Origin of the sequence: Leptothoe sp. EHU-05/26/07-4, from assembly GCF_043421015.1 — a bacterium.
In the GTDB taxonomy this organism is placed as follows: Bacteria; Cyanobacteriota; Cyanobacteriia; order Phormidesmidales; family Phormidesmidaceae; genus Leptothoe; species Leptothoe turfae.
Genome location: NZ_JAXSQV010000003.1, coordinates 104,168 through 124,285, shown reverse-complemented (window position 1 = coordinate 124,285; position 20,118 = coordinate 104,168). Strand labels below are relative to the sequence as shown.

10 protein-coding genes are annotated in these 20,118 nt (G+C 44.0%); 3 read left to right on the top strand and 7 right to left on the bottom strand.

The annotated features are described in order from the left end of the window. Positions 1 to 85: 85 nt before the first annotated feature. The 5 genes from U2F10_RS08415 to U2F10_RS08395 all read right to left on the bottom strand — a co-directional run bounded on the left by U2F10_RS08415 (position 86) and on the right by U2F10_RS08395 (position 11,277). Positions 86 to 1,402 (bottom strand): hybrid sensor histidine kinase/response regulator, encoded by a 1,317-nt coding sequence (locus U2F10_RS08415; protein WP_499871701.1) that lies wholly within the window; start codon positions 1,400 to 1,402, stop codon positions 86 to 88. 120 nt (positions 1,403 to 1,522) lie between these two features. Continuing rightward, positions 1,523 to 4,249: a hybrid sensor histidine kinase/response regulator gene (locus U2F10_RS08410; RefSeq protein ID WP_499871700.1), complete on the bottom strand. Its 2,727-nt coding sequence runs from the start codon at positions 4,247 to 4,249 to the stop codon at positions 1,523 to 1,525. A gap of 229 nt (positions 4,250 to 4,478) precedes the next feature. Beyond that, complete coding sequence (gene gntF, locus U2F10_RS08405) at positions 4,479 to 5,249, bottom strand: guanitoxin biosynthesis pre-guanitoxin forming N-methyltransferase GntF (RefSeq protein WP_499058712.1); 771 nt, start codon at positions 5,247 to 5,249, stop codon at positions 4,479 to 4,481. A gap of 54 nt (positions 5,250 to 5,303) precedes the next feature. After that, the gene (locus U2F10_RS08400) at positions 5,304 to 9,650 is read right to left on the bottom strand and encodes an amino acid adenylation domain-containing protein (RefSeq protein WP_499871698.1); all 4,347 of its coding nucleotides are present in this window, start codon (positions 9,648 to 9,650) and stop codon (positions 5,304 to 5,306) included. A 1,141-nt stretch (positions 9,651 to 10,791) separates the two neighbouring features. After that, on the bottom strand, positions 10,792 to 11,277 hold the full coding sequence (locus tag U2F10_RS08395) for a GNAT family N-acetyltransferase (RefSeq protein WP_499871696.1): 486 nt from the start codon (positions 11,275 to 11,277) through the stop codon (positions 10,792 to 10,794). A 1,032-nt stretch (positions 11,278 to 12,309) separates the two neighbouring features. Here U2F10_RS08395 and U2F10_RS08390 point away from each other — a divergent pair. Then, a complete protein-coding gene (locus tag U2F10_RS08390; RefSeq protein WP_499871695.1) occupies positions 12,310 to 16,008 on the top strand; it encodes an NACHT domain-containing protein in 3,699 nt (1,232 codons plus the stop codon). 139 nt (positions 16,009 to 16,147) lie between these two features. On the opposite strand, the gene U2F10_RS08385 is transcribed toward U2F10_RS08390, so the two are convergent. Together U2F10_RS08385 and U2F10_RS08380 are read right to left on the bottom strand one after the other, a co-directional pair. Next, complete coding sequence (locus U2F10_RS08385) at positions 16,148 to 16,582, bottom strand: ExbD/TolR family protein (RefSeq protein ID WP_163664978.1); 435 nt, start codon at positions 16,580 to 16,582, stop codon at positions 16,148 to 16,150. Further along, positions 16,569 to 17,219: a MotA/TolQ/ExbB proton channel family protein gene (locus tag U2F10_RS08380; RefSeq protein ID WP_163664980.1), complete on the bottom strand. Its 651-nt coding sequence runs from the start codon at positions 17,217 to 17,219 to the stop codon at positions 16,569 to 16,571. The genes U2F10_RS08385 and U2F10_RS08380 overlap by 14 nt, the downstream gene beginning before the upstream one ends. A 446-nt stretch (positions 17,220 to 17,665) precedes the next feature. Here U2F10_RS08380 and U2F10_RS08375 point away from each other — a divergent pair, with 446 nt between their 5' ends. Both U2F10_RS08375 and U2F10_RS08370 read left to right on the top strand, forming a co-directional pair. Beyond that, positions 17,666 to 19,087 carry an energy transducer TonB gene (locus tag U2F10_RS08375; protein ID WP_499871694.1) on the top strand — a complete coding sequence of 474 codons (1,422 nt, stop codon included), beginning with the start codon at positions 17,666 to 17,668 and terminating at the stop codon, positions 19,085 to 19,087. 5 nt (positions 19,088 to 19,092) lie between these two features. Continuing rightward, complete coding sequence (locus U2F10_RS08370; RefSeq protein ID WP_163664984.1) at positions 19,093 to 20,118, top strand: FecCD family ABC transporter permease; 1,026 nt, start codon at positions 19,093 to 19,095, stop codon at positions 20,116 to 20,118.

Here is a 20,118-nt window from a genome sequence, read left to right as displayed (position 1 = left end):
CCTGAAACCCAGCCTTGCCGCTCCTGAGTATGATTTAGCCTTGCCAATCCAGGCTATTGGCAAGTTTCACAGAGCCGTTCATCCCCTAAACTGATTTAGTTGAGGCAATGGGAATTTCAATCAGAAACTGGGTCCCTGGCTGGTTTGGAATGGGCTCACACCACAGTTTGCCTTTGTGGGTTTCAGTTACGATGGTGTAACTGATGGACAGCCCCATACCGATACCTTTGCCGACGGATTTGGTCGTAAAGAAGGGGTTGAAAATTTGCGATCGCAAATCTTCTGGCACGCCCATACCGTTATCCATAATTCGGATCAGCAGCCGACTATCCTGGATCGCTGTCGAAATTTTAATCATGCCGGGATCTGCGATCGCATTTTCCACAGTTCGGTGAGCATCACGCTCATTCACAGCCTCAATGGCGTTACTCAACAAATTCATAAATACCTGATTGAGCTGCCCTGCATAGCATTCAACCAGAGGTAAGACCCCGTAATCTTTAACAACCTGAATATCAGGATAGTGATTGCTACGTTGCAAGTGACTTTGCAAAATGGTGAGGGTACTATCGATACCCTCATGGATATCAGCCAGTTTAATCTCTGCTTCATGGTGTCGCGAAAACGTCCGCAGAGAAAGCACAATGTCACAGATCCGACTAGTGCCAAGGCTCATAGAGTTTAAGATCTTCATTAGATCCTGCTCAAGATAGTCCAGATCCAGTTCATCGATCTTGTCAGCAACTGCCTTTGGAGGGTTGGGAATATGCTGCTTATAGAGTGAGATAATGCTCAATAGATCTTCCACATAGCGCTCAGCGTGGTGAAGATTGGCATGGATAAAATTCACTGGATTATTGATTTCATGGGCAACCCCTGCAACAAGTTGCCCCAAGCTCAGCATCTTTTCATTATGTACCAGTTGTATTTGTGTTTTCTTAAGTTCCTCAAGGGCCCGCTGTAGCTCTCTCTCGGCCTGCGTTCTCTCAGTAATTTCACTGAGTAACTGCATTTGTGTGTGTCGCAATGTCAGGTGCACTTTAACCCGTGCTAGCACCTCATCAGGGTGGATCGGCTTAGTAATGTAGTCAACGGCACCTATGCTGAGGCCTTTAACCTTATCGACCTCATCGGTCAGGGCTGTCATAAAGATAACTGGAATATCTCGGGTCCTTGGATTCTGCTTGAGTTTTTCACAGACTACAAATCCATCCAGCCCTGGCATCATCACATCCAGTAGAATAAGATCTGGAACTATTTTTTCTAATTTCTTAAAAGCACTCTCTGCATTTTTAGCAATTGAAACTTTGTAATTAGACTGTTGAAGAAATTCGTAGAGGAGTTTAATATTAGTTGGAATATCATCAACAATCAAAATTTCACTTCGTTGGGAGCTCAACATAATCTAGCGAGGTCCAAAGAAAAAATTAACGAGGTATTTAAAGTAAGCGTTGAATCTGGTGAGTCTAGTTACTCTAGATTTCCCAAAAGTTAGTTTGTCTCTAAAGGGACATCCTATGGTTTAAAAGTTTATATGGGGTTTCACAAGTTGGACAATCCCTTCATCATCAAAGTCATCAGCTAGTTTCAACAACTGATCAACAAATGGAGCATAGTCTGAACCAAGCTGCTTGAGGTGAGCAACTTCAGCTTGAATATCTGCAATATACCCCTTTTCAGCTGCCTCATAGAGAGGCATCAGGATATCTGAGGATGGCACAACCATCTCAGCCCCAAGATTAGGCGACACAGCTTCTACAGGTTTTAAGTCATATTGCCACTCTAAGCGCAAGAGCTGTTGAAGCTGATTTATAAGCTCTTGTGCTTGTATCGGTTTTGATAAAAAGCCACTAAATCCAGTCTCAATGCTGGCTTCTAAATCTCCACCAGATAAGTGTGCCGAAGAAGCAATAATAGGCACAGATTGGAATTCTTTCAAATTATGAAGCTGTTTGAGAAGTCCATAGCCATCCAAGTTGGGCATCAGCAAGTCTGTAATCACTAAATCTGGTAGAAATGATTTAGCCTTAGTGATGCCATCCTGGCCATCCTGAGCTTCCAATACTTCAAATCCAAGGGGTTCTAAAAGATTGACGATCACAGAGCGATTTTCCCATCGATCATCGACGACTAAAATTTTTCTACCTTTACCGTCATATCCCATCAGCTCACCTAAACCTGGCTGTTCAAGGTTACTTTGAAGCCAGTCCTCAGCAAGGGGACAAACTACGTCAAATTCAAAGACACTGCCTTCGCCCAAGGTACTTTTAACCTGAATATGGCTGTCCATCAGCTGAATAATTTGCTGGCTAATGGCAAGACCTAATCCAGTGCCTTCAATTACATATTTGGTGTTATCTGTCTGCTCAAAAGGCGCAAAAATTTTCTCAAAGTTATCAGTTGCAATGCCAACACCGGTGTCTTCAACAGCAAAATGAAGCTGCGTAAGTAATGGATTCTGGGGATCAGCTTGCGCTTCCACCTTCAGTGTGACCCTACCCGCGTCAGTAAATTTAACTGCATTGCCAAGGAGATTTAACAAAACCTGCCGTAACCGTTTTTCATCAGCAACGATGCCTGGCGGCAAGGTATCGAGAGGCTCAAAAATCAGGGGTAAATTTTTCTGATCGGCACGAATCCGACAAATTTCCACAACTCCTTGTACAAAAGAAGGAAAATGAAAGGGGCTAGGATTTAATTCCAATTTTTGCGCCTCAATTTTAGAAATATCTAAAACATCATTAATTAGAGTTAAGAGATGACCAGCGCATTGGGAAATAGTCCGAATACTTTTACGGTCTTTGTCAGGGCGATTTTTTTGAAGTTGCAGAATTTGGGCATATCCTAAAATGCCATTCAGCGGTGTTCTAAGCTCATGGCTCATATTCGCTAAGAACTCGCTTTTAGCATGGTTGGCCATATCTGCAAGATCCTTCGCTTCAGCTAACTGAGCAGTACGCTCTGCAACTCGGGTTTCCAGCATTTCAAAGGCATCTTGCAACTGTTCTGCCATTTGGTTAAACGCAGACGATAACCCTTGTAGTTCGCGAATTCCCCTAACTTGCAGCGATTGCTCCAAATCTCCCGTTGCGATCGCTTGACTAGCCAAATTTAATCGCTGAATCGGCGCACTAATCCAGCGAGACGTCAGAAATCCTAGTAAAGTTGCAATCACCAGGGCTGCAACACATAGCATGACCGTATTACGGGTGTTGGCATTAATTACTGCCATAAAGTCAGACTCTGGGATGGCAACCACCACCAGCCAGTCCAACCCATAATCATCTTGCCAGGGAGACACCTGGACGAACTGTCGGCTGCCGTCTGTTCGAAATTCTAGTTGCTGGCCATTCTGGATATTTTCAAAGCCATTAAATTCCGCTTCCAGATATTGAGCGGTTGCTCGAATAATTGAATCAGAACTTTCTAGGGCACTCAGGCGCTGGGGTTCTCCATCGACTACACTGTAAGTCTTGGCTTCACTAGAATTACCTATCAGCAGACCATCCCGTTCCATCAAAAAGGCTTTGCCATTGGGGCTGATATCTAGTTTTTTCAGAAAATTACTAATATCACTCAGGAGCAGATCAATACTCAATGCCCCAAAAAGCTGACCTTCAGTGTCATAAAGGGGGAACGAAGCAGATGCAGCAACATAGTCTTCGAATCCTTCTGCATTATAAATACTGCTCCATGTTGGTTGCCCTGCATTGACAGCATCGAGATACCACTGGTCTTCAGGAGCGTAATATTCAGTAGCATCTAATACATCGGTACGATTTCCTTGAGCATCGGTGCCATAGGTATAGTCTTTCCCATCTGCTAATGAATGTTCGACGATAGTGACACCTTGACCTGCTAGCCAGCGTCCAGCTCCCACCCCTTCTCCTGACTCCAGGTAATACCCAATAAAATTGATATCTGGATAGGTTTGTGCCCTTTGCCATAGGTTACGACCGGTCAGCTCAAAATTTTTGATATCAAGGACTCCAGTTTGTAACTCATCGACGGTTATGGCACCCAGTTCATGGGGACGAGATAGGTAACTGTCTAAATGCTGATCAACCCGGCCACTAATTTCATTACTAAGACGTAAAACCAAGCTATTAACAGCCTTTTGACTATTTCTGAAGGACAGATATCCCACTAACCCTACAGCTGAAAAAATTTGCAAAACGAATGGGACGACAAGCACAAGGCTTAACGGCGTCCCATGGGGCATTTGACTGTGTTTTCTGTCCATAGCCATAGGTTTTGGGTTCAACACTGTAGGGAAATAGATGACGATGTACTTTACCAACTTCTGTAAGGTTATTGGAAAAGACTCGATTCAGCTATATCCGCTAGAGTGCCCAGGAAAAAAATGGCTAACCACAGGCCATAGATGGCTATATCATCACTTTTTCATGAAACAAGTGACTCATTGAGACGACTTAAGAGTTTAAAGTTGTCAGGTTTGTTTTTGTTAAAACTCAGATTTAAGAAGATTTAACACCACAAGCAAAGATGGTATAGAAAAATCCCTGTTCTGAATATTCGGGTAAATCTCTAACACGAATGTCAAGATTGACAAACCCATTGTCTAAAAAACAGCTCAGTACATCTTGGGGATTCAGTTCCGTAGATGGGAAACAGTTGTCACCAACTCGATAATAGTTACCAGAACCACAGGCTGAGGTGATCAATGTGCCACCAGGTTGCACCATGCCCATAATATTACGCATATAGGTACGCCACTCGTCTTTATTGAGGCTAATACCTTCTGCACAATAATGGGCTGTCACCAATGGATAAAACGTGCGTTTGCTTTCCCCTAAAGGATTAGGTTCTCTGACATCACCCGGGGTAATTAGGGTGACTTTTTGACGTGCGTCTAGCTCTCTTTGCTGAACCTCTAGAGGTTCAGGCAATTGATGGCCTTCAAGCTGTAATACCTTTTGAGTGAAAAGCTGCCAATCGTAGGCTGTTGGATCTCCAGAAAACCATTTCTTTAGTTCAATTAAATTGGACTCAACATATTCAGAAACATGAATCTCGTGGGCCTTAGTTACCAAAGGTAAAATATGGGAAATAATAGGTCCACTGCCAAAATCTAATGCAACTGGGACAGACTCGATTCGCTTTAAAGACTCTACCAAAAACTCCAAACAGTATTGTTCGTCAGGCATAATTCCAGAATAGTATTCTTGCAAATACTGTTTCGGATCCCAGGCAGAATAATCTGTGTACTTCGTTTCAACAGCTTGCATTGGTTCTCTCCAAATTTACTAATGAATAGTCGTGTTTAGTTTGAGCAGAAAACATTAACTAATGTTTTCTAAATATTTCATTAACATCTGCTTATCAACTGCTGGACAAGCAATTTGGGTTTGATTTAGCCCCTGTAGGGTATTTCGACAATCAAACATTTGGGTGCCTGCTAACCAGATTTCTAGGCGAGTAAGAGAATGTCCTTGTACCACCTCCATTAAGACTTTAGCTAGGGGGCTAAGGGCATTATGCACATTAATTACTTCACGTTGCCACTGTTCATAGGGGGATGTTCTAACAGAATAGCCCAATTGGTTCAGCCCATAGACCAGCTGGCCTAATGGATAGGGGTTGGGGTTCACTAAGTGGAAAGCTTGGGTGAAAGAGTCCGGTTGCAGGGATAGATGAGCGATTGCTTTACTCACATAATCAACCGGTGTCATATCAATCATCCAATCTAAATCCGGTGCACTTTCAAGCTGAAGAAGACTACTCAAAAAGCGACACATTAAATCTGTTGGATTACATATTCCTGTTTGGGTGTGCCCAGTTACCATGCCTGGGCGATAGATACAAGCCGGAACCCCCGATGCTATGGCATGCGTAACGAGTTGCTCTGCCACCCATTTACTTTGAGCATAGCCTCCCGAAATACCAGAACCTTGGGCAATATTATCATTCTCATAAATAATCGATGGTCCTGTTGTTACCAAAGACTCAAAGACATCTAAAGTCGAGATATAGTGCACTGGTTTGAGCTTAGTATGAGTAGCGAGGTTCAAGACAGATTGGGTCCCAAGTATATTGGTTGCCCTTAATGCTCGATAAGGATAAAACAAGTTAACATTGGCAGCGCTATGGTAGATAACATCTATAGTCTCAGCCAAATAGTTAACGTCTTCAAGGTCTAAGCCCAATCCAGGACGGGCCATATTACCAATCAGAGGTTTGATTCTGTTATGGGGAATATCGAAGCCTGGTAAATTTTGTTGCAACGCCTGATGTAACCTTTTTTGACCTTCTTCACGTGTTTGTGCGCGCACCAAACAGTAAACAGTTGCATCTGTCTGTTTTAGTAGCTCATACAATAACGACGTACCAATAAATCCTGTCGCACCTGTGAGTAAAATCGACTGGGGATTGATCCAATTTGATTCAGGTTTTGACCAAGGACCTCCTGAAGAATATAAGTTGACCTCAAACAATGCTTCAGCCTCCAGCTGAGCTAGGGGCATGAACTCAGTAACGGTAGAAGATTTTTGTGTGTGGCCCAGCTGTTTGCATAGATCTGAGATAGTGGGTCGTTGGAAGAAATCGGCAAAGGAAAGCGTTAGTTTAAAGGAGCGTTCAACTTGTGCCATCAGCTGCATCAACCGTAACGAGTCACCCCCCAGTTCAAAGAAACTATCATTAATGCCAATGGGGGATACATTTAGAATGCTTGACCAAATCTCTGCTAGCTTTTCTTCTTGAATGGTTTGAGGGGCAACAAAAGACACCGATAGTTCTGGCCGAGAAGAATCAGGCAATGGTAATGATTTTCGATCAATTTTGCCGTTCGCATTGAGAGGAAATGTCTCTAATATCACAAACGCGGAAGGTACCATATAGTTGGGTAATGTTTGTGCAGCATAGGAGCGTAGCTGACTCGAAAGGATTTGAGTTATCTTGGCTTGCAACGGATTATTAGCATAGACGTTCCAAGGCTGGGGCAGTGGTTGCGGACCCATTGCTGGCAAAGGCTCAATGCTACCTAATTTATAGTCAGCCATATTCGCCTGGGGTTTAAAGAGGGCGTTAAAAGAACCACTATTTTCTGCACTGGGCCAGCTAATGGTAACGTCATAGGATAGCTCAGTGGCAATTTGTCTAAGCTCTTCAGGATCTACGCCATCAATATCTTTGGTTTGTGTCAGATAGCCTTTTAGGTCCGCAACGTTGCCAGAGAGCTGACATTGTTTAAGGACATCCACCGCTTTGATAGATTCTGAAACCCTGGCATTAGGAATATCTCGGAAACCTATGGCTTTCATGGTATAGCTTTTTAAGCGTTGTCGGAGTTTTGCAAGATCAAGGTATTGAGATGTCCAGTCTGACCAACTGGTTTCAACCATTAATTGGGGTGTTGCACCGACGTGTAAGACAACGTCATACCGAAATTGGCTAAGTTCGTTATGAAACTGGCTTTGTTTCAGTAAAACTTGAACCTGGCTAATTTGAGGCAGATAATCTTGCAGGGTTAAGAAAAAGGACGGATCGATGGTGAGTTCTTCTTCCTGACGTAGTCTTTTTTGAATACGTTGCCAGAGATCTGTTACAGGCAGATCATCAGGGGCTTTAAATAATTCTATAGACGTGGCGAATGCCTCTTGTAGGAGGTAGTTTCTAACATCGCCAATGAATAAAGAGCCACCCGGTTTAATGAAACGTACAGCCTGTTCTAGAACGTGGACTAAATAATCAATACTGGGAAAGTATTGTAAAACAGAGTTGAGAATCACTGTGTCATAGGAAGCCGGTTCTATACTGCTAAAGTCATCTGCAGCACAAAGTTTAAGATCAACGCGTGATGCTAGATCTTGTCTGCCTGTCAATTGTTTTTTGATATGTGCCAGCGAAACATCTGAAATATCTGTGCCAATGTAGCCCTTGCAATGGGGTGCCACTTGAAATAGCAAGAGTCCTGTACCACATCCAAGTTCTAACACATGGTCAGGCTTAAGGTTTAGAATTCGTTCAACGGTTGTATCAACCCATTCTTGCATTTCAATATCAGGGAGTAGTGCACCTGTGTAACTGCTAATCCAACCGCTGATATTGAATGTTTCATCCCATTCTGTGTTGACAGCATTTAAGTGGTCATCGTTATGGATAACTTGCCACTGTTTGATTTGTTCTTGCTCAAGTTGGGTGCAAATTGACTCGTCAGCGCTGACGCTATCGTCAATCAACTGGCCCACCGTTGAAGACGGTATATGATTGACCACATAGGCAACTAGCCGCTTACTGCCGGAATTATCTTCTTGAGCGACAACAACAGCTTCTTGCACAGCAGGGTGCTGCTCTAGGATAGATTCAATCTCTTGTAACTCGACCCGAAAACCTCGAATTTTAATCTGATGATCGACACGCCCTAAAAATTCTAACTGTCCGTCTTTACAATAACGAGCTAAGTCACCTGTTTTATAAAGTCGAATCGTTTGATTATTTTCGTCTAACGTTGTCACTAAAAACTTATCCGCTGTCAAATCAGGGCGATTTAAATAACCTGATGCTAGACCTCGTCCACCGATATATAACTCCCCCGAACTCTCTGCATGAACAGGTCTCATCTGCTCATCGAGAATATACGCTTGGACATGGCTTAATGGCCTGCCAATGGGAGCAATACCATCATTTACATCCTTATCTGTATAGGGCCCAGCTAAATGGCAATACGTTGCAACCACTGTCGTTTCTGTTGGACCATAGGTATTCACTAGCTGAACCTGAGGGCTCACATACTGTTTCCAGATATTGACCCATTGGGGCAGCACTCGCTCTCCTCCAATAATGGTGAGTCTAATAGTTGGCGATAGGTGTAGAGTATCTAATGAGGCACACAGCTGATGCCAAAAAGCAGTTGGCAAATCTAACACAGTTAGCTGCAATCTCTCGCAGGCTTGCAGAAAATCCGGAATGGATTTCAGCATATCTTTGGTGCGAAGGACTAATGTTGCCCCTTGGGTCAGGGTCAGGAAAATTTCCTCGATAGCCGCATCAAAACTAATCGATGCAAATTGCAATACGCGATCGTCAGCGACAATTCCATAGGCTTGATTGGCCGCAGAGACAAAATTTGCTAAGGCAACGTGCTCAACTAGAACCCCCTTGGGTTGCCCGGTGGAACCAGATGTGTAGATGACATAGGCTAATGAGCCTGCTGTCAAAGATGGGAGGTTATAAACAGGATACTGGGCAATAATAGGCCAATCTGCATCTAAACAAATAGTGTTTGCACCATTAACTGGAAGTGCTGAGACTAAAGATTTTTGCGTCAGTAAACATGAAACTTGAGAGTCTTTCAATATCCAATTAAGACGCTCTTCGGGATAGTCAGGATCTAAGGGAACGTAGGCCCCACCTGCTTTTAGAATAGCGAGGACCCCTATGACCATCTCAAAAGAGCGATCAATGCATAGCCCCACCAATACACCAGGTCTGACACCTTGTGTACGCAAGTAATGAGCAAGTTGGTTAGCACGGGAGTTTAAGGCTTGATAACTCAAATGCTGACCCATAAATTCAATTGCCGTCGCGGTAGGTCTGATATTGACCTGGGTTTCAAATAACCGAACAACAAATTTTAGGCTCTCAACAGAACCCTCCAATGAGCGATTCCTAAGATCTACAAAAACCATTTACTTGATTCCCCCAAACACTGACAACAGGCCTGACAACTTTGGTTCCTAAATCGACTCTAGGGCTGCTGTATCACTAGACACCCACGTTGGTCTAGATAGTGACACTAAAAACCAAGCCCTTATCTAACAGGGACTGTGAAAGGTATGATATAGGACTATTATTGACCACCACCAGGCCGATACCGGTGATCAATGGCCTTGCCTATCCCGACAACAAAGTCATTGCCGAAGCGCCCAAAGTCCCTAAAGACCTTGGGGAAGTATAATTCTAAAGAGTGAACATTTTATCGAGCAAACAGAACAGTGAATCCCTCTAAATGGATAGGCTTCATACTTCCCATGACTCTCAAAAAAGACTTTTTGACATCCATAGACTTGGCAATTAGTGAACGTATTATCTCAAATCAAACGTTGACATGCGCTAATTTTCAATACAGTAATATTCTGCATTGATGGGTCGACTGGATTAAAATCGCCAATCATCAATCATCTGAGACAAAGGACAATTCAGTCGAAAAACCAAAACGGGGCTTCTCTCTCCGATCTTGTTTTACGCCTTATCCTACCTTGATAAAAACCGTATTCCACGCTTTGTGTAGTATCAAAGAATACAATAGCTCCATTGCCACAAATTTATATCCAATTAAAATATTAAAGAAACCTTAAGTCCCAAGGGCTGTGCCATAGGTCCTTAGGTGTGAATACTGAGATTTCCCCCTACAAATTAACCTGTCGTACTCTACAGCTTTTTCACGATATGTACTCCAGAACATCGGAGTATGGTCATGAGAACAAAGAAAAACCTTTTTCTTTGTTCTCATTCCGTATTTCCTCTGTTTACATTACAGCTTCTCTTTTGCTAAAGACAATGCCCATAGCGCCAAAAGGCTTTCTGAACCATTTATTGGTGCTATATTGGGCGAGTGAGAGGAAAATATTTTTTGATTTTTAGGTTTTTGTACTGAATAAAATGCACTTAACGCTATTTTTATACTAATAGGCTTATGTATCCCCACGTTAATGTCGTATAATCTGGCAGGGTATCTGTTAAACAATTTTTTCTGTTCTGTTTTTAGAAAACATACGTCAAGAGGATCGTGTTATCTTTTGAGCAAGATAGATTGTTAATGCCATTACATTAACGGTGATCAATTTTAAGTTCTAGTAGGAATAACTCAACCAGATAACGTTCGAACTCTACACCCTGCAGAGAAACCACTTCAGTGTCATACAGTTGAAAACCAAATTTCTTAAATAGCCCTAAGCTAAACTCACTGGCTTCCGCGTAAAGTCTTGGCATGCGATGTTCATGGGCATAGTTCAGTACAGTTTTCATTAATTTAGAACCAATACCCTGATGAAGACTGTCGTATCGAACATAGGCTGATGCCACATGACCATTGTCTCCAATGCCTGAAAATCCTAGGATACCTGTTTTATCAATCGCAACAAACGTGGTAACTTCTAGAATAAATTGACGAAAATGTTCAACATCTAAAGGGGAAGATGCCCACACTTCCGTTTGAGCCTTTGTGTAGTATTGGGGGGCATGTACTAACACTGTCTGTCGAAACAGAGCTGACAGCTCCAATAGATCTGTTTCATGAGCAAGGCGAATATTCATCACTGATTGCACCTAATTGTTGTCATAAGCTTAATCAGCTTCTGAAGCTATCTTAAACTTCTTCTGACAGAGCGTTAACCTTAGCATTAGATATATGGGTATAGTATTTGCGATTCACAGTGAATATTCCGTACGCGTGCTTTATCTATCTAGATAGCTCTCTATTGAAGTGGAGTATGGATATAACAATTTTTAAGTTATTTTGGGCGTTGCCGCTCTTCAGTATTGTTTCATCTGCCACGTCTAGATTGTTTGAAGGCACTTACGCTTAAATAAGCATTCCATTACCCCATCCACTCATCCACCCCTCTACAGCCCCACACTGGGCCTTTATTTTTGTACAGTCCCCTAATCCCATGATTACTCAGGGATAAGCTGAAGCTCAGAGGATTATTGGCACTTTAAAAATCTTTGCGTATCTAGCTTTATGGGGAACAGAGCAGAGTCATTGGGCGTGAACATGGGTTTAAAGAGCACCATGGGTTTCTTAGCCAAGCAAGGTTGATGTACAGAAGACTGTACCCATGATGGGTACCGATCGCCAAGGGGTCCTGAAGCTTCAGAAAGCAAAACTGTAAACACCTTTAGCCATAAACTAATCCCTATATAAAGGGTAATAGAATCAAAGTACAAAGTTTTCTCAACTGTATAAATTAGGCATTGGGTTCAAAAATCCAGTGCCTTACTGATCGTCTGGATTCTGAACACCTAACTAGTTGGAATTTCTTAACATGAATAGATACGCTAAAATGACTAGATCACGTTCAGAGTGGATCAAGGTAGACTCACAGCATAGTCCCATGTAAAAATCATCACAATGAGTTCTTAAAAAGGAATGATCGTCCTATCATGTCTGAAGAGGCCCAATCGTTATCTAGCCTAATTATTGACGCATTGGGAACCAGGAGAGGATTTTTCTTCGGCCTGCTCAAAAAGCGTCCTAATCCACAGACGAGGCAAGCTATTTTGACTGCCTCTCAGGCATATGTGCACAGATTTAGACAACGTCATGGCAAGCTTAAGGTTCTGGGCATGAGCAAGCCCGTAAGCCTCGACTCGGTTTACGTTCCTGTACGTTTTTTGGAAGAAAGCGAAATTAATAAATCTATGTCAATTGATGACATGGAAAAGGCTTGTCGAGATCGCAACGAGCGCAAGCTACGTTCCAGTTCAAAACGGCAGAAAACAGCCATACATGTTGCCAACGAGCTTCAGTATTTATCAGTGATTGGTGCACCCGGTGTTGGTAAAACGACGCTGCTTCGGAAAATTGGTTTAGAAGCCCTCAAACATGCGAATGAAACTGAGTTTCATCATGCCTGTATACCCCTTTGGATTGATTTAAAAAAATTTACTGAGGGAGCGGTCGGGTTTCAAGCCTATATTGCCAATGAATTAGAATCATTTGACTTTCCAAGCAGCTTAGAAATTACTGAAAATGCCTTAAAGAAAGGACGTTTTTTAATCTTATTTGATGGTCTAGATGAAGTCTCATCAAAGCGTCGTTATAAAGTCCTTGATAAAATTGAGGCCTTTGTAGAACGCTATAAGAAAAATCGCTACGTTATTTCTTGTCGAGCAGCTGCTTATCGTAGTCCGTCGCCAAGTTTTCGAGAGATAACCTTGGCGGGTAATGGTCAAGATCAGATTAAAAATTTTATTTTTAACTGGTTCACTGTCGATCGGGAAGATGGTTCTGAAGCAGCGGAGAAGTGTTGGAAGTCCATTCGGAAATCAGATAATGTTGCGGTTAGAGAGCTTGCCCGTACGCCGCTGCTGCTGACATTTTTATGTCTGGTTTATAGCCGTTCTTTAACATTTTCGGGTAACAGAAGCATCCTTTACCATGAGGGCCTGCGCATTCTGTTAGAGAAATGGTTTGATGAAAAGCGGGTCTCCAACGAAGTCATTTATGAAGGTCTGCATGTAGAGCTTGAGGAGAAACTGTTGGCAGAAATTGCCTACAAGGCTTTTAGAGATGACAAAATTCTATTCACTAAAGTCAATCTAGTCGAGCATATTCGGGAATTTTTGCTCAGAGAATTGAATGCGCCCAGTAACCTGAGTGGAGAGAATATATTAGATGCGATCGCAATTCAGCAAGGCATCCTGGTCGAGCAGTCTGAGGGCATCTATTCATTTTCACACCTTACCTTTCAAGAATTTTTAGTTGCCAAGTACATCCACGAAAACTACAGCAACCAAGCTCTTTCAGAGATGGTACGGCTATACGCCAATGATAAGCGGTGGGAAGAAGTTTTTCTACTGATTGCTGGTCTCAAGTACGACGAAAGTAACGTTATTAACCTGCTGCTCTACCTCAACCAGGTAGCCCAAGGTTATATCAATACAGAACAGCTTAGCTCGCTATGGATGTGGGCTGCCCAAGTAACAGCGGATGAACCTACACCTGAGAAGCTGATCGAAAAACGTGCTAATGCCCTCTACCGAGCATTCCATTACAGTCGAATTTTAGCCCAAAGTTCCAAACTCAAAGGAGAGTTGGAAATCGTCCAAGCATTACTACAACCCTTTATCTATAATCTGAGAGCATCAAGTGATTTAACCCTGACAACCCATCTCATCAATGCATTCCAGAGTGTTGTTTTACAGGTTAAAAAAACGGGAAAACTCAGCGAAACAACAGCAAGAAAACGCGCTCAAAGCGAACTTAAAAAAGCTGTTCAGTTAGCGAGACCCTTAGCTAACACAATCCGCAAGCGAGCCAGTGTTCGCAGCATGCGCTACTTGAAGAACCATGGGCAGCGTTCTTCCCTCGATGAAGATCTAAAGAACAACGAAATTTTCTCAGGTTCTGACTTTTTATCACTGTTCGAACAGCTCAACCGATTGAGTCTCAATATACCAGGCACCCAGTTTCCAAGCCATATTCATAAAAAGTTTCTAGATGAGCTTAAGCAAGTATGTCTAGGCATTTTAAAAATCGATGAAGCCTGGTTGATGCTGACTCGCCAGGAAGCCAAGGCCTGTCAAGATTGCTTATACGTAACACTGTTGATGTTGAAGTGCAGACAGGAAGCAAAACGTATATCACCCGAGCTGTGGGACTCTGTTCAGGAACAAATTCTCTCCCTCACCACAGGGGGGTATCGAACAGCCATGTTGACAGCTCAAAGCTTTTTAGACCAAGTGGGCGCAATATCAAAACAGGAAAATGATGAGAATCTCTTAGTCACCAAGATTTCAGACGAGTTTGGCTTAAACCCACCATTTTTTGTGGCCGCAGTAGCAGAATATCTGACGGAAGATATCCTCAACAAATTATGCCATAAATCTGATGAGATCAAAGCCCATAACGCAGATTTAACTGGGATCATCCTGTATGAGGCGCTACCTGAGAACGCACCGAGAAAGCTAATTGCCGATTTGAGAGCCCATCAAAACTTTAAGGTGATTCCCATTGCTTTGGCGGAAGTCGAACATGTCTTAACTGATGCCGATAGCTGCAAAGAAGTACTGATAAACTATGCTCGTCAATATACTGATACGGTTGACTTCTTCAGGGGCAAAAAGCCGATTCATGACAAACTACTGTTTTTTGGGCACGCTGAACTCCTGGAAGAACTAGCGACCGATTTAAAGGACAATCAAAACATCGGTTTATTTGGCCTGCGTAAGTCAGGAAAGTCATCTGTCCTCCATCAGCTATCTCTGATGTGCCAGGATCACGCTGTTATTTATATAGACTTGCAGAAGTACACCGACATTGGTTATGGCGTTGAGTTACTAGATGATATTTTGCAAACCCTCTATGCTTTAGTAAAAAATAGAAATCCATTGCTAGAGCAGCCCCCTCTTTTCTCAGAAAGTGGTCAACCCATCAAAGACGCATCGCGTGATTTTTACCAGCATTTCAAGAAATTATCTAAGGATCTTGAAGGCGTTGGCTATGAGCTACCGATCCTTTGCTGCCTCGACAATTTAGATAAGATTTTCCCACGTTCCAATGAAAAATTTGAGGAGAAAGCAGAAGAGTTTAATTTTGTATTCAGCGCATTACAGGGTTTGAGCCAGAAAGAACAACTGGTCTCTTTAGTCGTCACTGCTGTAAGACCGCAGTGTAATCGGATTAAGCAGTGGAACTTTTCTGACACCGCCGAGAATCCACTGCATCGGTTTTTTAAAGAGACGTTTCTAAAGCCATTTTCGATCCATGAGACCCTGGCTTTAGTTAATGGTCTGGGCAGCCTTATGCAGTGGGAGTTTGACTATCAAACGACCCAGGCTATTCACCGTCTGAGTGGTGGCCATCCCTTTTTGATTAGAAAGGTCGCTGGATTCTTAGTTCGAAAGGCCACCACTCAGACTGAGGCAGGTTCGACAGGGTATATAACATTTGACTTTGCTCAACAACATCTGAGAAAAGTCTTTCGCGATCAGTCGTTGAAAGCCTATGTAGAACATGGCATTATTGGTGAGCTTAGGGCGTATAAGTCAAAACCTAAGGTGCATCATGTGTTGAATGCTCTGAGTATCATGACAACGGCATCTAATAGTACGGATGGTTGGCTGCGGGCAAGGACACTGTTAGGATTTCTATCTAAGAAATTAAATCTTTCAGAGATCCAATGTTTGGATGCGGTGCATGTCCTACAAAATTTTGGCATTGTGGAGCAGACGGAACATCCAGACGGATATGATTGTTATCGGATTCAGCTATTGTTATTACATCAGTGGTTCCAGATGCTAAGGAAATCTAAAAGTGCTTAATTAAAGACGACCTCTGACGACAGTCTTTCTACATAAGAGAACAAAATCTCGATGGCAGCAATTTGGCCACTACTGCATCCACCCATTTACCCATCGACGCATCCACATTGGATAGTGGGCAAACTTACGCCACAAAGTACTAGCGATTTTCAACTGCATTAGGAGAAGCCGGCTTAGGTAAAGTAGCAATACCTAAACTGGCTCCTTCTATGGTTCTTAATTCATCCATGACTGTAATCACCTTGCCATGATAAGTCTGTTCATCTGCTTTGATAGTAATCAACACCGCTTGTTCAGGTTCAAGCTGAACCTGAATTCGCTCACGCAGAGTCTCTTCTGTAACAGATGCATCATCAAGAAAAAGGCTACCATCTGGCTGAATTGTGACCGTGAAGTCAGCCGGATCCTGTGGCTCAGACGTATCGGTTGTAGGTAAATTGACGGGTAGTCCTTCTGTGCGAGTTAGAAAAAGCGTCGAAACGATGAAAAATGCAAGAATTGCAAAAATCACATCGATCATCGGCAGGATATTAATCTCAAACTCATCTTCTTGCTCGTTGTCAAGGATGTGCATATTCTTGGCTTCCTAACTTGTTGGTGTAGTGATTTTCGTACAGTAATTCAAGCTGACCACCATGTTCTTGCAAAAGCGAAATCTGTCGTTTGTAAAGACCACGAAATAAATTAGCGAACAGTAATGTGAAGATGGCAACGACCATTCCCGTTGCTGTTGATACCAATGCTTCGCTAATGCCACTAGTGACCGCATTCGCATTGGTCCCAATACCACCAATTTCAATCGCGCCAAACGAATTAATGAGGCCTAAAATAGTTCCTAGAAGACCTAACAGTGGTGAGACTGTGATAATTGTCTGAAAAACAGTATTAAATCGCTTCAGAATGGGTAATTCTGCTTGGGTAGCACTTTCCAGTGCCAAACGAAACTGGCTAGGAGAAGGCTTTTCAAGCTCTAGCGCTTCAAGAAAAATACGAGAGATGGGCAGGTGAATATTTTGTCGCAAAAGTGTAAACACATCCATGGGCGTGCGACGGTAGGTTGCCAAAACTTGTTTTACGACTTTTCGTTGGCTGCGATTAATACGTATCCAAAAAACTAAGCGCTCAACGGAAAGTGCGATCGCGATTAACGAGAACAACGCAAGTGGCCACATCACAATTCCACCTGCTTGAAAAATCTCAGTCAAAGACATAACAAAACCCAATCACGCCTAAATCTCAAAAATCATCGTTGCTGCCGTCCACAGAAAGCTACCATGACACAAACTGGTAGGGCGTATCAACTGTTGATGACATTAGATGTCATATAGCAGTTCATTCTAATATACATAGATGAAATCTAAACGTACCAAGGACATTTCCCTGACAAGACCGAATAGATTTGATTGTAAGGCTTGGAACCGTTAAGACTTAAGATAGAAATTAGATGGAGTCAATCGTAATTAAACTGACTGACTTATTTTCCTTTTTTTATCAATAGAGCTAAAATCAAACAGTCCACACCGAGTCTTAATTGACAAAGGTTATCAATAGCTTTTGTATGGCGCTTTCTCAATCTTGTATAGAGCAACATAATCGGGAAGAAGCTATTGCGCGCAGATGGGTTTGCTGGGGGTTAGTGTGTGCTGCTGGAAGTCATATGGCACTGGTCCCTTTGTTAGCTCTTAGGCCAAGTTTTCTCCAGCAGAGTGAACCGGAGCGCATTGAGCTGATAGTCACAGCTCCACTTGAACCTGAAACTGAGATAGAGCCAGAGCCAGAAGAACCGCTTCCGGAACCAGAGCCACCCAAACCTCTACCTCAGAACGTCCAGCAGCCAACAGAGCGTGAAGTTGCCACAGAACCTGAGGCTGAGGCAGAACCTGAAGTTACCGAAGAGCCGGAGCCGGAGGCCGAGGTGGCAGAAGAGCCCGATAGCGCTCCTGCCGAAAACGAGCCTGCCGAAGGTCCAAGCGTTCAGCAACCCATACTCGAAGGCAATGGGCCGACTAGGGTGGACGGAACTTCTGGGCCCAGCATTGCCGTGCCTACTCTTGCCACCGGGGGAACAGGTTCAGAGGGCACAGGAACAGGTTCAGAGGGCACAGGAACAGGTTCAGAGGGCACAGGAACAGGTTCTGAAACAACAACAGCAGCACGACAGGGGCCTGCTGCGCGCCCCTCGGGGCGAGGGAGTACTCAATTTGGCTGTCGCAATTGTATCCGACCCGACTATCCTGACGAAGCCTTAGACGATGCAGTCGAAGGACAACCAGCAATCGAATTTGAGGTGGATGAGGACGGCAACGTTATTAATGCCCGTGTTACTCAATCTAGCGGTAGTGCAGCTTTAGATCGAGCAGCCTTGGAAGCCGTCAGAGAATCAACATTTACCTCAGGTGGTCAAGGGCGTGCTCGTACAATTGAGGTGGACTTTTCCATTGAAGGTTCTGAACGTAATCGTGCTGCGCGGAGACGAGGTGAACGACAGACAGTGGAGGAATCTGCTCCTGTAGCTGACCCTTCACCTGTAACATCTCAGCCAGAAACGCCTGTTCCTGAAGCAGAAAATCCATCAAATGCAACGCCGCCATTAAATGCCAGCGATGAAACTGATAACAATAGTCAGCCAGCTGGTCCGGCACCAGTTTCTAATGAAACAGATGAAACAGATGAAGATGAATCGTCTTCAGAGCAGGAGACAGATGCGGCATTAGAGTCTCCCGATACGCCTGCCCCTGCCAGCAATGCTAGCCCAGAAACAGCTGAACCAGTTGTTCCTGCAACACCACAGCCATCGACAACACCAGCAACGCCAGCACCCAGCAATCCCCAACCGACTACGCCAGCATCTTCGGTGCCCGAAACAAGCTCCCCAACGTCTCCCGCCCCACAGCCGAGTGCTCAACCGGCGGCCCCACAGCCAAGTCCACAACCGGCGGCACAGCCGAGTGCTCAACCGGCGGCCCCACAACCGAGTCCACAACCAGCACTACAGCCGAGTCCACAACCGGCGGCACAGCCCAGGCCACAACCGGCGGCAGATCCACCGCCTACTAGTGCACCAGTACCGGAAAGCTAGTACACATGGAGAGAGTTAAAAATCAATTGTTCATTCCCTCACGAACAACCCTACTCACAGCGGGATATGTTATTGGAATTTCGCTGTTGTTGACATGCTTGATTGCCAGTATCGCTTTAGGCGTTGCTGACATTGCACCCATGGATGTTTATCAGGCATTAGTCTCTCCCAATGGTTCTACAGAACACTTAATTATTCGTACCGTACGATTACCCCGCTCCATAACGGCCTTGTTGGTTGGGGCCGCTGTAGCAGTATCTGGAGCCATCATGCAGGGACTGACGCGGAATCCCTTGGCTGATCCTGGTATTTTAGGGATCAACTCTGGTGCGGCTTTAGCCGTGGTTGTTTCAGTCTTTTGGTTTAACTCCACATCGCTGAGTGTCTATGCTGGGTTTGCATTAGTTGGGGCAGCTATTGCAGCCGTTACGGTTTATGGTTTGGGGTCCCTAGGGCGAGGGGGACTGAATCCTCTTAATCTAACGATTGCTGGAGCTGCCCTGACGGCTTTGGTCTCATCGTTAACGACGGGGATTTTGATCCTTAGCCAGCGGACCTTAGAAGAGATTCGCTTTTGGTTAGCTGGGTCTGTGGCTGGGCGAGATATGGAACTCGTGCTCCAGGTGATGCCTTTCTTGCTGTTAGGGCTGGTTTTAGGTTTAGCCATGGGCAAACAGTTGACCACCTTAAGTCTGGGGGATGCTGTTGCTAAAGGGTTAGGTCAAAAGACTATCTGGGTCAAGGTGTTTGCCGCCATTAGTGTTGTTTTATTAGCCGGAGGTTCGGTCGCGATCGCAGGTCCCATTGGTTTTCTAGGCCTGATTGTTCCTCACATTGTGCGATTCTGGGCAGGGGCCGACTACCGTTGGATTCTTCCTTATTCAGCTCTATGTGGGGCAATTTTGTTGCTGTTGGCTGACATTGGCGCTCGACTCATTATTCAGCCCCAAGAATTACCGGTGGGTATTGTTATGCCGCTACTAGGAGCACCGTTCTTCATTTATCTCACGCGTTCTCGGGTGAGGCGATAG